Here is a 12,841-nt window from a genome sequence, read left to right on the forward strand (position 1 = left end):
GCGTTTATGATTTGTCCAGCACGAGCACCTTGAACGTCTCGCTCATGGCGTCGCTGAGCAGCAGCTGCCGAATGGCGCGGTTTCGCTTCGCGGCTTCGCCGAACGGATTCGTGCCGTCGTGCCCGGTGAGCTCCGACAGCAGTCCTTCATCGACGAGAAACTGCTTCTGCGTTGCGTAATAACGCAAGCTCCAGCCCGCTGCCGTGCCTGCGGCCCGGCATGAGGTGAAGTTCACATGAGCGGTCATATCCTGGTTCCCGGGTTCCAGAAACGGTTCATCCCGCGCGACATGGTCTTTATAGCACAGCAGCGAGCCGCGCATGCGGTGAGGAGCGGCAAGCTCGAGCGCTTCGTGGCCATAATCGATGAGCACGAGGCTGCCTTGATGGATGAACCGCGCCAGTTTCACGATCCACTGCTCCGCGTTCAGATTCACTTCGAAGATCTGCCCCTCGCGAAGCTGGATTCCGTCCCTCTCCAGAACCGCCGGAATCCGTTCGTCGGACAAAGGCATATGGACATAGCGAAAATCGGCTGCTGCCGAAATTGCATTTGACGTTGTTACGCCAAGTTCCCATAACGCGCCTTCCCGCTGAACGACCCGATGAACCGGGAACGCATCCAGCAATTCATTGCCGATTACGATTGCAAACCGCTCGTTCCCGACTTCGCGAAGATACGCTTCCGCTTCTTCCGGTTGCATGAACGAAAGGGCTGGCGCCAAGCCGGCATCGCCCATCGCCCGGCCGGCCAGCGTGCTCCGCGCTTCGTCCAGATGGACTGGATTGCTGTCCACGAGCACGTAATGGGCGTCTGCCAGCCATGGCGGACCATCGCCGCCATCACTCTCCTCCAATGCCGTCAGCATTTGATTGGCCAGAGCGCCAGTACCTGCTCCCCACTCCATGATCGTCACCGCTCTCGCCTGGCCTGCGGCGAGCTTCGCGGCGTATCCCGCAAGCTTAATCCCCATAATGGAACCGATGCCGGAGCTCGTGTAGAAGTCGCCGGATTTTCCCACGCGAACGGGTCCGCTCTTGTAATAGCCGTCTATCTCATCGTATAAGCACATCGCCATATAATCATGAAACGTAATCGCGGCGTACCTTTCGCCGCTAGCCGGGGAAGTTGAATCTACCCACCCGCTTCGATCGCTGAGCTTAATTGCATCGCCTATGGCCGACGCCAGCCGTTTCGTGTTACCCACCGCCATGATCCTCCAAACCTGGGACAAAATTAAAGGCACCAGATATAATAGAACTATTATACGCATATAGTAGTGCATGCAAAATTGCCCGAAAGGGGGACGACCGTGCAAGGAACGAAACGCCGCTGGACCGTCTCGCTGGCCGTATTCGCGCTCGCCGGCTGGCTAACGATCTATCCCGCGCTCGCCGAACCCGCAGTCCCGCAAGACGAAGAGACTCGAAGCGTGCTGGAGAAAAGCCTGTCCGTCGTTGAAATCGACAAGGAAATTACGCGGATTCAAACGGAACAGGCCGGAGTTCAAGCCAAGCTGAAGTCCTCTCAAGCCGAACTCGCCTTGCAAGAGGATGCCATCGCCAAGAAGCGAGAGAATGCCGGTCAGGTCCTGCGCGCCTATTATACCGGAGAACGCGATGTGTTGTTGACTGCGCTGCTGTCCGCCCGAAATTTGTCCGGGCTCCTGACTGTCATGGACTACTTCGACTATATCTTCTCTTCTGACAAAGATACTTTGAACGATTATACGAAACAATACAAGGCGCTTAAGAAAAACATCACCTCGCTGAACGAGCAGTCCGCCCAGCTCGACGAGGTGGAGACGCGGCTGAAAACGCAGCGCGACCGCGTCTCCGCGTTGCAAAGCGAAGTCGATTCCACGTTGAACGGGCGCTCCGATGCAGACAAGCTGCGCTCGCTGATCGATGATTACACCGACTACTGGCAGAATGTCGGCCTTGTCGAGGTCAATCGCTATTTTAAAGCCTTATCCAAGGCGATGAATAAAATCCCTTCGTGGGTCGAGAAAGACAAGGATATGCTGAAGATCGACGGCTTCAACTACACCTTGTCGATTCCCGCGGATAAGTTAAATGACTTCCTGCGCGGACAAGACAACATTTTCGATAATTTCGCTTTCGCTTTCCAGCAAGACAAAGTCGTCATTACCGGTAAAAAAGACGATCTCCAAGTCGAGCTGACCGGGCATTACACGCTGGAAAAGAACGGCGCCATCCTCTTCCATGTCGACGAGCTGATCTTCAACGGATTGGCGCTGCCGGATACGACGCGCCAGCAGCTGGAGAAGCAATTCGATCTCGGCTTCTCGCCTTCCGACATCGTCTCTTTCGTCAAAGCCAAATCGGTGGCAGTACAAGACGGCAAATTAATCATCAAGCTTTCGATCAGTCTATAGTTTCATGTTCCGGCGGCGCTTCGGCGCCGTTTTTTTGCGGCGTCTCCGGCTCGCCGTTCCATTCCGTGATCAGCCGGCTGGCTTGCTCCGCCATAAATGCGTTTACGTTGCCGCCAAGCGAAGCGCTGAGCGCCGTCCACCGAATCCAGCGTTCGCGCCAAGGCGGATCCGGAGTTGCAGCGGGATCCTTCAGCATAAGGGCCAGAAAGTGCGGCGGACGGTCCGCGATCGCATTGTACTCGAATTCTCCCGTCATGACGGAGACGCGTGCCGGAAGCCAGCCGAACAGGCGGTAGCGGTCGAGCTGCGCGTCCGAATCCGTCATGTCTTGAATCCATTCCCGCGCTTCGGCCAGCTTGTCCGTCTCCGCTGTCAGCACGAAGCTGCGGCCATCGCTCCGCACGACAGGACCTTTAGGCGATCCGATTGCGAGGAGCGAACGCTCGTCATCCGTCATCGTGAAATACGACGTCCAGGAAATCACGGCGCTGAGCAGCGTCCCCGAACGAAACGCGTGGAGCAATTGCTCCTTCTGCAGCAGCGGATTGAAACGAAGCAGTTCCTTCCCATGTTCCGCCGCATAATGAAGCTGCTGCTTCTGGCTGGCGGTCAACGGCGACAATTCGGCCGCGGCTGCCGCGTTCTCCGGGAACAGACCCAGCCAAGCGGACAGATCGCGCGGATTCGACGTATTCAGATTAAACGGGCTGAAATTCCCCGGCTGAAGCTCCGACAATGCGTCGGCAACGGTCTTGAACGCCTCCATATCTTTGGGCGGTTCCTGGACGCCGGCGAGATGGAGCAGTTTCCTCGACCATACGTTCAGCAGCGGATTGCTGTCTATCGGAACGCCCCACAGCGAGCCGTTCCACTTCACCATTCCTGTGAGCGCTTCCAATATGTCTGCGGCAGAATCGCCGGTTACGATTTCGTCGACGGGAAGCAAGTAGCCTTGCATGGCAAACTCGCGCACGCGGTCATTATCGAGCAGCATGACGTCGAAGGGCTCGCCGGCTTCGGATGCGGTTTTTCGCGCTTCGTCGGCATCCTGGCCATGAATATTCGTCATTTTAATCGTGATATTCCGATGGGTAAGCTGAAATCGTTCATTGCTCTTGATCCAATATTGAAATTCCGACTCGTCCATGGAGACGGCAATCGAAAGTGTCTTTGGTTCTAAGTCGTCGCCATTATCGACCTGCGGCTGCTGGCTGGAAGGTGTCCCTCCGTCCGAAGGCGTAATGGGCAAGCCGGATTTGCCATTCATCGAAACAAGCAAAGCCGCGCATATCGTAAAGACGCTTAATAGCAAAACGACCGCTTTTCTACGGGACACTCCATCCCTCCTCGCCGTTTAATGGCTAACTTTCATTGTAGCAAGAAAGCGTTTTTTTGTCTGTATAGATTTCATTGCTTCCCTTGCCGATATTCGCCATACTTAATGGACGACCGTCGGAAGGAGAATGTTGCCCTTGATTACTGTTTACAGTGTAGACCTGTTGCTGCAGGAGGATAGGATGCCGACTTATTACGCACGGCTCATCCAAGACATCGCGGATGCCGTCACCTTGAAGGACCGTCATCAAACGACCTTGTTCGTACGTACCGCTGAAGATTGCGAAGCGATCGAACGTATCTCGGACGAATATAACGTCATTTGCGAGCGCGGAACCTGGCTGCAGCTCGACTCCGGCTGGCTGCCGAACGAACGAATAGTCACGGATTACGGCATTGTAACGCATGAAGGGAATGTATTTCTCGATCGAGGACTTGTCGCCGTTGTCCAACTTGCCCCCTGGGACGACCCGGTTGCGGAGTTCGAATCGGCGCTCGAGCAAGCCGATGAGCATGCCATAGCGACGTTAACGCAAGAAGACGGCCGCCGGCTGCTCGCCGTCGACCGTCATCAGGTTGATTTGCTCGCAGGCATTGCCCGCGCTTATCGCTGTGCCTTCGAAATCTTCCTGCCGGCTTCCGTCTAAAGCAAATCCGCTGCCAGCTGAGCAAGCTTGGAGCGCTCGCCCTTCTCCAGCGTCATATGCCCGCTGACGCCTTCCTGCTTGAACCGTTCCACGATATGCGTGAGCCCGTTGCTGATGGAATCGAGATAGGGGTGATCGATTTGCTCCGGATCGCCCATCAGCACGATCTTACTGCCTTCGCCAACGCGCGAAACGATCGTTTTCACCTCGTGGCGGGTCAGATTCTGCGCTTCGTCGACGATGATGAATTGACCCGGAATGGATCTTCCCCGGATGTAAGTAAGCGCCTCGACTTGGATGCTGCCGAGCCCCATCAGGATCTTGTCGATGTCGCCGGACTTCTTCGTATCGAACAGAAACTCCAAATTATCGTAAATCGGCTGCATCCACGGACGCAGCTTCTCTTCTTTCTCTCCCGGTAAATAGCCGATATCTTTGCCCATCGGCACGACAGGTCTCGCGATCAGCAGTTTTTTGTATTTATGCTCATCCTCCACCTTCATCAGCCCTGCGGCGAGCGCCAGCAGCGTCTTGCCCGTTCCTGCCTTGCCGGTCAACGTCACGAGCGGAATATCGTCGTTTAACAGCAGTTCCAGCGCCATGCGCTGTTGGGCGTTGCGGGCAGTGATGCCCCACACGGGATCGTTGCTTAAGTATAGCGGTTCCAGCCTCGCCCCATCCTGGCTTACTTTCAAGAGCGCGGACTTCGAGGTGCCCATTTCGTCTCTCAGAATAACGAACTCGTTGGGTTGCAACCGTAGATTCAGCAGCAAATTTTTGATCGTCAGAAACCGGTACGTATAAAATTCGTCGATCACCGAGGGATGCACCTTCAGCGTCAAATAGCCGGCGTATACCTCGGATGGCAGTACGACCTGATCGGACAGATAATCCTGCGCTTCGATCCCCAGCACATCCGCCTTGATGCGAACGAGCACGTCTTTGCTGACGATAATGACCGGCCGGGCACTCCCCTTATCCTGCTCTTCGAGATGATAGTTCAAGGCAACCGCAAGAATCCGATTGTCATTCGACATTTCCCCGAACATTTCTTGCACGCGGATAAAGCTTCGATGATTCAGTTCAACCTTCAGTACGCCCCCGTTATCCAGCACGATGCCTTCATGCAAATGCCCGCTCTCTCTCATATTGTCCAACAGGCGGGAAACATGCCTTGCATTGCGGCCAAGCTCATCCGCGAGCCTCTTCTTCGAGTCGATTTCTTCCAACACCACCGCGGGGATTATGACTTCATTATCATCGAAGGCAAAGATCGCTTGCGGGTCATGGAGCAGTACATTGGTGTCGAGCACGAATATTTTTTTCATCGTGAGCCCTCCTGGCGTTGGAATTTCGTTCAAAGGCGTACATAGCGGAACCCGCTTCAAGGTAAACTATGCTTGAACAAAAGATGCAGACTTTAGAAAGGTCAGGTGGCGAATATGAGGAAATGGCTGGTGCCCGCTATGCTCCTTTGTATGCTGGCAGCAGGTTGTAATACTGTCGCCCGCAATGAAACATCACCCTCTCCGCAGAATGATCAACGCATTCGAGCGCAGCAGAGCGCCCCGCAAAAGAAACAAATAAGCAGCCCTAAGCAAGTCGCCGCGCATTTAGAGAACTTGGCGCGTCACGTACCAGGGGTTAAGGGCGCGCACTGCGTCGTCTTTAAAAATACAGCCGTCGTCGGCATCGACGTTGCAGGCAACTTAGACCGTTCCCGCGTCGGCACCGTCAAATACGCCGTAGCGGAGGCGTTCCACAAGGATCCTTACGGCATCGACGCCATCGTCACCGCGGACATCGACATCTCCTCGCGGCTGAACGAGCTCGGAGCCGATATTAGACGCGGCCGCCCGATTGCCGGTTTCGGCGAAGAAATGGCGGACATTATCGGCCGGATCGTGCCGCAGATCCCGCGGGACGTGAAGCCGATCGCGGAACCGAAAGCCTTAAACAAACCAAACATGGAACACAAAATGGATACCGGCACTCGCGTGAACAGCCGCATGAATCGCGAGAAGCCGTAACACAAGAAGAATCGCTTCCTTAGAAATATAAGTCAGTATAGCTAATTTATACTTCCTTATATTTAGACAGAAAAAGCCTAGTGAAGTTTCACTAGGCTTTTCTCATGGCCGCAAACACCTGTCCATCCAGTTTGTCCGCAGCTCGTTGATCGTACGTTTTCTCATAGTCCGGCTGAGCGGACAAGCGCGCGCCGTAAAACATCGCATCGCGGATAACCGTGATGTCAACGTCAAAGCAGACGAGCTTAAAAGGTACATCTTCCAATGCTTCCGAAACAAGCCTTGCTGTGCCGTAGATCGTTTGAACGGTTCCTGGCGCAAACAGGGTAACGCTTATTTCGGCTTTCGAAGTCATGTTCACTGACAAGCGCGAACGGCCGTCGATCGCAAATCGCAGCGTGGTACGGTTGACCGCATAAATCCACGAGATTGCGCTGGACGTCGGTGATCCGCTGTCCGTATCGATGGTGTGCAGAAGAACGAACGGTTTGTCGTTCAGTGCGCCATAGAATTCGTCAGAGAGTAATGTGACGGGTTCGGTCATCCGCAGCCCTCCTTGCTCACAGTGTCATGAATGCTCCGATGCACCCATTATAGCATAGCAGTGTCCGCTCTTCCACCGTCATTCAGCCAGTTTTGCGCTGAGCGCATCCTTCGCTGCCTGCAGTTTCGCCGCATCCAAATAAACGTAAGGACTCTTCCAAGTTCCTTCGAGCGGGATGAACGTAATGTCGCTTCCGCTAATGCCGTAATACGTTTTGAGCAGGTTCGTAACCTCGCCGGCCGGGATGTCCATCCGCAGATTGTTTCCAACCGCCTTAATGACACTGCCAATCTTGGTAACGCCGGAGAAGGACTTCAGCTTGTCGGCGATTTGGCCAAGAACCTGGCTCTCGCGCTGGTTGCGGTCAAAGTCGCTGGACATGTTCTTACCGTCGTTCGACTTGCGGTAACGCACGAAATCAAGCGCATCGTCGCCCATCAGCTTTTGACGGCCTTTGGACAAATTAATGTTGGTACCGTCTGCCTTATCGACGTAATGCATGTCCATATCGACGTCGACCGTTACGCCGCCGAGCGCATCCACGACGTCGGAGAAGCCTTGGAAGTTAATCATCGTCGTATAGTCGATCGGAACGTCGAAGAACTTGCCGAACATCGAGCGCATGCCCTTCTTCGCCGCCTGCTCGGCTTCCTTGTCCTTCAGGCCGTCGTTATGCTCCTGCCTGAGGAAATTCGCATAATACGCGTTCGCCTTGCGGGTATTATAGCCGTTCACCTGAATGCGGGAGTCCCGAGGAATGGAGACGACTACGGCGGACTTGGTCTTCGGGTTCATCGCCACGACCATCATGACGTCCGTGTTCAGCGTTCCGGTGTTCTTCCGCGTGTCCATGCCCAGCAGCATTAACGTGACCGGTTTTACTTTTACGGAATTCTCAGGCGCAACCACAACAGTCGGGTCGGCATCTGTCGTAATATCTTTCAGCGCATCTTTGGATACATACACCAAATAGCCAAGGTAGCATGCGACTCCGACAAGCCCTACGAGAAGGGCAACCATGATGCGGCGCGGCCAATAGTTTTTTTTCTTCGGTCGTACGGCGTGCGTTGCCTTCCTTGACATGTTATCCACCTTCGTCAGTTGTATTTCGGATTCTGGTTGATGTCTGTTAAGAGCTGCTCCGCGGCTTCGCGGGGGTACATCTGCAGCTTCGTTCGGCCATCCTTGTCATACTTCAAATGGATCATCGTGTCGTCCGTCTTATGTACGAGCAAGTTCGTTACACCATGATCGTCCGTCAGGATTTCGAGAAAGAAGTCGCGGGTGTCCGCAGCTGCGCGGTCCTCGGGCCTTTCTTCGGCGACAAGCTGAATTTGAAGCCAATTGAATAGGGCATCCTCCAACCGCACTGTTTATACCCCTTCCGTGTCGGAACTGCTGCTGCGTCTCGCTTTGATCCTGTCATAGATCTGTCTGCCGCGAAGCAGCAGCATCATGAAGACGGCGACCGCCATGCATTGGAGAATCGGCAGGCCGAAATCCTGAAGGATAAACAAAACGAACGCGCCGATGACCATGATCAAATGAACGAGAATTTCCTTCAGGATCGGCAGTCGCTTCGAAGCGCGAAACACTGCGTTGAAAATATAAATAATAAACGCGAGGATAAGGATGTACGTCAAAAACGGGTTTTGCGAAAGCCAGTGCTGCACGTGCGTTCTCCTCCTTTGTCTATTCTATAAATAGCATATCTATCGGCTTGACGCAAACGGCAGGGCAACGGATATCCCGAATGGGAAGTCCGTTGCCCTGCCTCCGTCAAAGCGTATGTTCAGGAAATGCTTAAACGCCTGCTTGGGCGGTTTTGCGTTGTTTCTCCGCACGTTCGCGCTCGCTCTTATTCAAGAGCTTCTTGCGCAGGCGGATCGATTTCGGTGTTACTTCGCAATACTCGTCGTCGTTCAAGTATTCCAGCGCTTGCTCCAGGGAGAACAGAACCGGCGTTTTCAAACGGACCGTGTCGTCTTTACCTGCGGAACGCACGTTCGTCAGTGCTTTCTCTTTGCAGATGTTAACGATGATGTCGTTGTCGCGGTTATGTTCGCCGACGATCATGCCTTCGTAAACATCCGTAGCCGGCTCCAGGAACAACACGCCGCGGTCTTCCACGCCCATCATGCCGTAGAATGTCGTTACGCCGGTCTCGCTGGAAATCAACACGCCTTGATGACGTCCGCCGACGGAAGTACCGGCAAGCGGGCCGTAGTTATCGAAGGCATGGTTCATGATGCCGTAACCGCGCGTCAGCGTCAGGAAGTTCGTGCTGTAGCCGATCAAGCCGCGCGCCGGGATGATGAACTCGATGCGGACTTGGCCAGTGCCGTTATTGACCATGTTGACCATTTCGGCTTTACGCGAACCAAGGCTTTCCATGACGGCGCCCATGTTTTCTTCCGGTACGTCGATGAGCAGGCGCTCGTACGGCTCGCTCTTCACGCCGTCGATTTCTTTAATAATAACTTCCGGCTTGGAAACTTGAAGCTCGAAGCCTTCACGGCGCATATTCTCGATGAGAATCCCCAGGTGAAGCTCGCCGCGGCCGGATACGACGAAGGCATCCGGGCTGTCGGTTTCATCAACGCGCAGCGCAACGTCGGTTTCCAATTCTTTAAACAAGCGTTCGCGAAGCTTACGGGACGTAACCCATTTGCCTTCGCGGCCCGCAAACGGGCTGTTGTTGACGAGGAACGTCATTTGCAGCGTCGGCTCGTCGATCTTCAGAACCGGCAATGCCTCAGGGTTTGCAGGATCAGCGATTGTTTCGCCGATGTTGATTTCGCGGATACCTGCGATCGCGACGATATCGCCCGCGCCCGCTTCTTCAACCTCTACCCGTTTCAAGCCTTGGAAACCGAAGAGCTTCTCGATACGCGCTTGTTTCGTAATGCCTTCGCGGTTAATGACCGCGACCGTTTGGCCTTGGCGGATTTTACCGCGGTTGACGCGTCCGACCGCGATACGGCCAAGGTATTCGTTATAATCAAGCAGCGTTACGAGGAATTGCAGCGGCTCTTCGATGCTTTCCGTCGGGGACGGAATGCGCTCGATGATCGTTTCGTAGAGCGCCTGCATGTTCTCGTCCTGCTTCTCCACGTTCATGCTCGCCGTACCCATCAATGCGGATGCGTAAACGACAGGGAATTCCAGCTGCTGGTCGCTCGCGCCAAGCTCGATGAAGAGATCCAATACTTCGTCCACGACTTGCTCAGGGCTTGCGTTAGGACGGTCGATTTTGTTCAATACGACGATCGGCGTCAAGTTGCTTTCGAGCGCCTTGCGAAGTACGAATTTCGTTTGCGGCATGCAGCCTTCGAACGCATCGACGACCAGCAATACGCCGTCGACCATTTTCATGATACGTTCCACTTCGCCGCCAAAGTCGGCGTGTCCAGGTGTGTCAACAATGTTGATCAGGTAATCCATGTAGTTGACTGCTGTATTCTTAGCCAAGATTGTAATGCCGCGTTCCCGTTCCAAATCATTGGAATCCATCGCGCGTTCTTGGACGGTTTCGTTGTCGCGGAACGTGCCGGATTGTTGAAGCAGCTTATCGACGAGCGTTGTTTTGCCGTGGTCGACGTGCGCAATAATAGCGATATTTCTGATGTTTTCTCTGGCTTGCATTGTAAGTTATCCACTCCACTTTTTATTTATAGTCTGTTTACTACAGCGCATCATAAACCGTGCCAAACCATTGCAGGCTTACCAACGGGCCTTGCGTCCCGCAACCAGCCATGCGCCGGCCGCGATCAGGAAGGCGGCAATGATGTACAACCCCCAACCCCATACAAGCATGATAATGAAAAATGACACTGCCGCCAGCGCCAGCACAATCGCGAGCGTCAGCGGAAACTTCGGACGGTACGTGTCGAAAAGGTGATATTCGTACAATCCGGCTGCGACGCTGAGGATCATAAAAGGCCACAAGTACTGCATGTTGCTCCAGCCAGACGCCATGCTAAAGAAGAAAATAAAGGCGTTAATCGTCAAAATCGCCCCGGGGATCAGTACGTACGGAGGCAGCAATCGTCCGAAAAACAGCACGTGCAGCAAAATGCCGGGTATCAACAGAAAAAGCGGCCAGAAGTTTGTGCCGATAAACGCAAACAGCCCCAGTTTTCCGAGTAAAATCACAGCGCCGGCAATTAAAAACAGCAGTCCGACGGTGTATTGATTTTTCGACATGCCTAAGTTCCTTTCTCTCGACACTTTTTTAACATTTACTAGTGTAATGGAACGGGAGGCAAAAAACCAGTGAAAGTACTGCAAATTACTGAAAATTATAGGTTACGCCCACTTTTTATTCGCAGCAATGCCACAATAATCACGAATGGGATGAGCAATATTGGAATCGCCTTAATCATTATTGCCGCGTTTTCCGCCAATATCCGGTGGATGGCCGGGTCATGGACGAGCATTTCGCCCGACGCATAGCCGAGCAGCCCGCCCCCGATATACACCAGCGATGGGAATTTCCGCAGTATGGAGCTGAGCAGCTGGCTGCCCCAAACGATCATCGGAATGCTGAGCACGATTCCGAGCATGATGAGAATCGGTTCGCCTTTGGCAACGGCAGCGATTGCCAGTACATTATCGAGGCTCATAATAAAGTCCGCAATGACGATCGTCCGTACTGCCCCCGCAAGCGATCTGACCTTGCGCATGGCATGGAATTCCTCGGCATGGGCAGACGCGTCCATAATGAGCTTGACGGCGATCAAGAACAGCAAGACGCTTCCGGCGGCTTGAAGATACGGCACCTGCAGGAGAGTAAGAGCGACAAGCGTAAGCACGCAGCGAAGCCCCACTGCCGCCGCTGCCCCCCACATCACCGCTTTGCGCCGCTGCGCGGGCGGCAGCTGCTGGCTTGCCAGCGCTATGACGACGGCGTTGTCACCGCTTAACAGTACGTTAATAAACATAATTTGAACGAATACGACCAGGCTGTCCAATTTGTCCGCCTCCCAAGTTGAATATTCAACGTGAAACGGCTGCCGCCGTCCTATAAACGCAGTGGTTTTCAAAGAAAGCACCCCGTCTATGAACGGTATGTCCCAAGCGGACAGCTTATGTTTGCATTTTTTGAATCCTTTCGCTTCTTCCCCCGTATGAACGAGAAAGTTCCTCGCAAGCAGAAAGGGTGTTGAAAGACCATGGAATTGTTCTCGATCGAATTTTTCACTGCACTGTTAACGATTGTCTTCATCGATCTTGTTCTTGCCGGAGATAATGCCATCGTGATCGGCCTTGCGGCCCGCAAATTGCCTTCGGATCAGCAGAAAAAAGCCATCCTGTGGGGGACGGTCGGCGCGGTCGCCATACGGGCTATAGCTACGGTGCTCGTCGTCTACTTGCTTAAAGTGCCTTGGCTTATGGTCGCGGGCGGCGTTCTATTGCTGTGGATCGCTTACAAATTGCTCGTCGATTCGGATACGCACGACAACATTCAGGCCGGCAGCACGCTGTGGCAATCCGTGCGCACCATCGTAATCGCCGACGCCGCGATGGGCATCGATAATGTCATCGCAGTCGCAGGAGCCGGTCACGGCAATATCCCGCTGGTCGTTCTTGGCTTAATAATCAGCATCCCGATCGTCGTCTGGGGCAGCACGCTGTTCATTAAGATCATCGAGCGGTTCCCATGGATCGTTTATGTCGGCTCCGGCGTCATCGCTTATACGGCCGCCAAGATGATTACGCACGAGAAACAGCTGAAAGATGTCTTCAATCGCAATCCGGCATTCGAATGGGCGTTCATGATTCTCGTCGTCATCGCCGTCATCGTTGTCGGGCTTTGGCAGAACAGCCGCAATAGCAGCCGGCGCCAAGCCGCGCAGTTGGAAAACGGAAAAGAATCGCATTAAGA

Annotated in this window: 14 protein-coding genes; 4 read left to right on the forward strand and 10 right to left on the reverse strand. The window is 54.0% G+C overall.

Translation table 11 applies throughout. The annotated features are described in order from the left end of the window. Window positions 1–4: 4 nt before the first annotated feature. Window positions 5–1,207 (reverse strand): class I SAM-dependent methyltransferase, encoded by a 1,203-nt coding sequence (locus tag GZH47_RS05740; RefSeq protein WP_162639121.1) that lies wholly within the window; start codon window positions 1,205–1,207, stop codon window positions 5–7. Window positions 1,208–1,312: 105 nt separating this feature from the next. Here GZH47_RS05740 and GZH47_RS05745 point away from each other — a divergent pair, with 105 nt between their 5' ends. After that, complete coding sequence (locus tag GZH47_RS05745; protein ID WP_162639122.1) at window positions 1,313–2,398, forward strand: coiled-coil domain-containing protein; 1,086 nt, start codon at window positions 1,313–1,315, stop codon at window positions 2,396–2,398. Here the strand turns inward: GZH47_RS05745 and GZH47_RS05750 are convergent. Further along, entirely contained in the window at window positions 2,388–3,734 is a 1,347-nt protein-coding gene (locus GZH47_RS05750) for an ABC transporter substrate-binding protein (RefSeq protein ID WP_162639123.1), read from the reverse strand. The two genes, GZH47_RS05745 and GZH47_RS05750, sit on opposite strands and share 11 nt — an antisense overlap. A 181-nt stretch (window positions 3,735–3,915) precedes the next feature. On the opposite strand from GZH47_RS05750, the gene GZH47_RS05755 reads away from it, so the two are divergent. Next, entirely contained in the window at window positions 3,916–4,380 is a 465-nt protein-coding gene (locus GZH47_RS05755) for a hypothetical protein (protein ID WP_162639124.1), read from the forward strand. Here the strand turns inward: GZH47_RS05755 and GZH47_RS05760 are convergent. Beyond that, window positions 4,377–5,708: a PhoH family protein gene (locus GZH47_RS05760; RefSeq protein ID WP_162639125.1), complete on the reverse strand. Its 1,332-nt coding sequence runs from the start codon at window positions 5,706–5,708 to the stop codon at window positions 4,377–4,379. The two genes, GZH47_RS05755 and GZH47_RS05760, sit on opposite strands and share 4 nt — an antisense overlap. 138 nt (window positions 5,709–5,846) lie before the next feature. On the opposite strand from GZH47_RS05760, the gene GZH47_RS05765 reads away from it, so the two are divergent. Then, a complete protein-coding gene (locus GZH47_RS05765) occupies window positions 5,847–6,410 on the forward strand; it encodes a YhcN/YlaJ family sporulation lipoprotein (protein WP_318653424.1) in 564 nt (187 codons plus the stop codon). A 91-nt stretch (window positions 6,411–6,501) separates the two neighbouring features. Here the strand turns inward: GZH47_RS05765 and GZH47_RS05770 are convergent, their stop codons facing one another. The 7 genes from GZH47_RS05770 to GZH47_RS05800 all read right to left on the reverse strand — a co-directional run bounded on the left by GZH47_RS05770 (window position 6,502) and on the right by GZH47_RS05800 (window position 11,927). Next, the gene (locus tag GZH47_RS05770) at window positions 6,502–6,954 is read right to left on the reverse strand and encodes a PNPOx family protein (RefSeq protein ID WP_162639127.1); all 453 of its coding nucleotides are present in this window, start codon (window positions 6,952–6,954) and stop codon (window positions 6,502–6,504) included. Window positions 6,955–7,032: 78 nt separating this feature from the next. Continuing rightward, a complete protein-coding gene (locus GZH47_RS05775; protein ID WP_225446371.1) occupies window positions 7,033–8,037 on the reverse strand; it encodes an LCP family protein in 1,005 nt (334 codons plus the stop codon). A gap of 14 nt (window positions 8,038–8,051) precedes the next feature. Beyond that, window positions 8,052–8,324, reverse strand: coding sequence for a hypothetical protein (locus GZH47_RS05780; protein WP_162639128.1), 273 nt, complete (start codon window positions 8,322–8,324; stop codon window positions 8,052–8,054). Window positions 8,325–8,327: 3 nt separating this feature from the next. Further along, window positions 8,328–8,627, reverse strand: coding sequence for a YlaH-like family protein (locus tag GZH47_RS05785; protein ID WP_162639129.1), 300 nt, complete (start codon window positions 8,625–8,627; stop codon window positions 8,328–8,330). A 130-nt stretch (window positions 8,628–8,757) separates the two neighbouring features. After that, window positions 8,758–10,599 (reverse strand): translational GTPase TypA, encoded by a 1,842-nt coding sequence (gene typA, locus GZH47_RS05790; RefSeq protein WP_162639130.1) that lies wholly within the window; start codon window positions 10,597–10,599, stop codon window positions 8,758–8,760. Window positions 10,600–10,677: 78 nt separating this feature from the next. Then, on the reverse strand, window positions 10,678–11,160 hold the full coding sequence (locus GZH47_RS05795) for a hypothetical protein (RefSeq protein WP_162639131.1): 483 nt from the start codon (window positions 11,158–11,160) through the stop codon (window positions 10,678–10,680). A gap of 95 nt (window positions 11,161–11,255) precedes the next feature. Continuing rightward, on the reverse strand, window positions 11,256–11,927 hold the full coding sequence (locus tag GZH47_RS05800) for a TerC family protein (RefSeq protein ID WP_162639132.1): 672 nt from the start codon (window positions 11,925–11,927) through the stop codon (window positions 11,256–11,258). Between the two features lie 201 nt (window positions 11,928–12,128). On the opposite strand from GZH47_RS05800, the gene GZH47_RS05805 reads away from it, so the two are divergent. Next, entirely contained in the window at window positions 12,129–12,839 is a 711-nt protein-coding gene (locus GZH47_RS05805) for a TerC family protein (protein ID WP_162639133.1), read from the forward strand. The last annotated feature ends 2 nt before the right edge of the window (window positions 12,840–12,841 follow it).

Origin of the sequence: Paenibacillus rhizovicinus (assembly GCF_010365285.1) — a bacterium.
Classification (GTDB): Bacteria; Bacillota; Bacilli; order Paenibacillales; family Paenibacillaceae; genus Paenibacillus_Z; species Paenibacillus_Z rhizovicinus.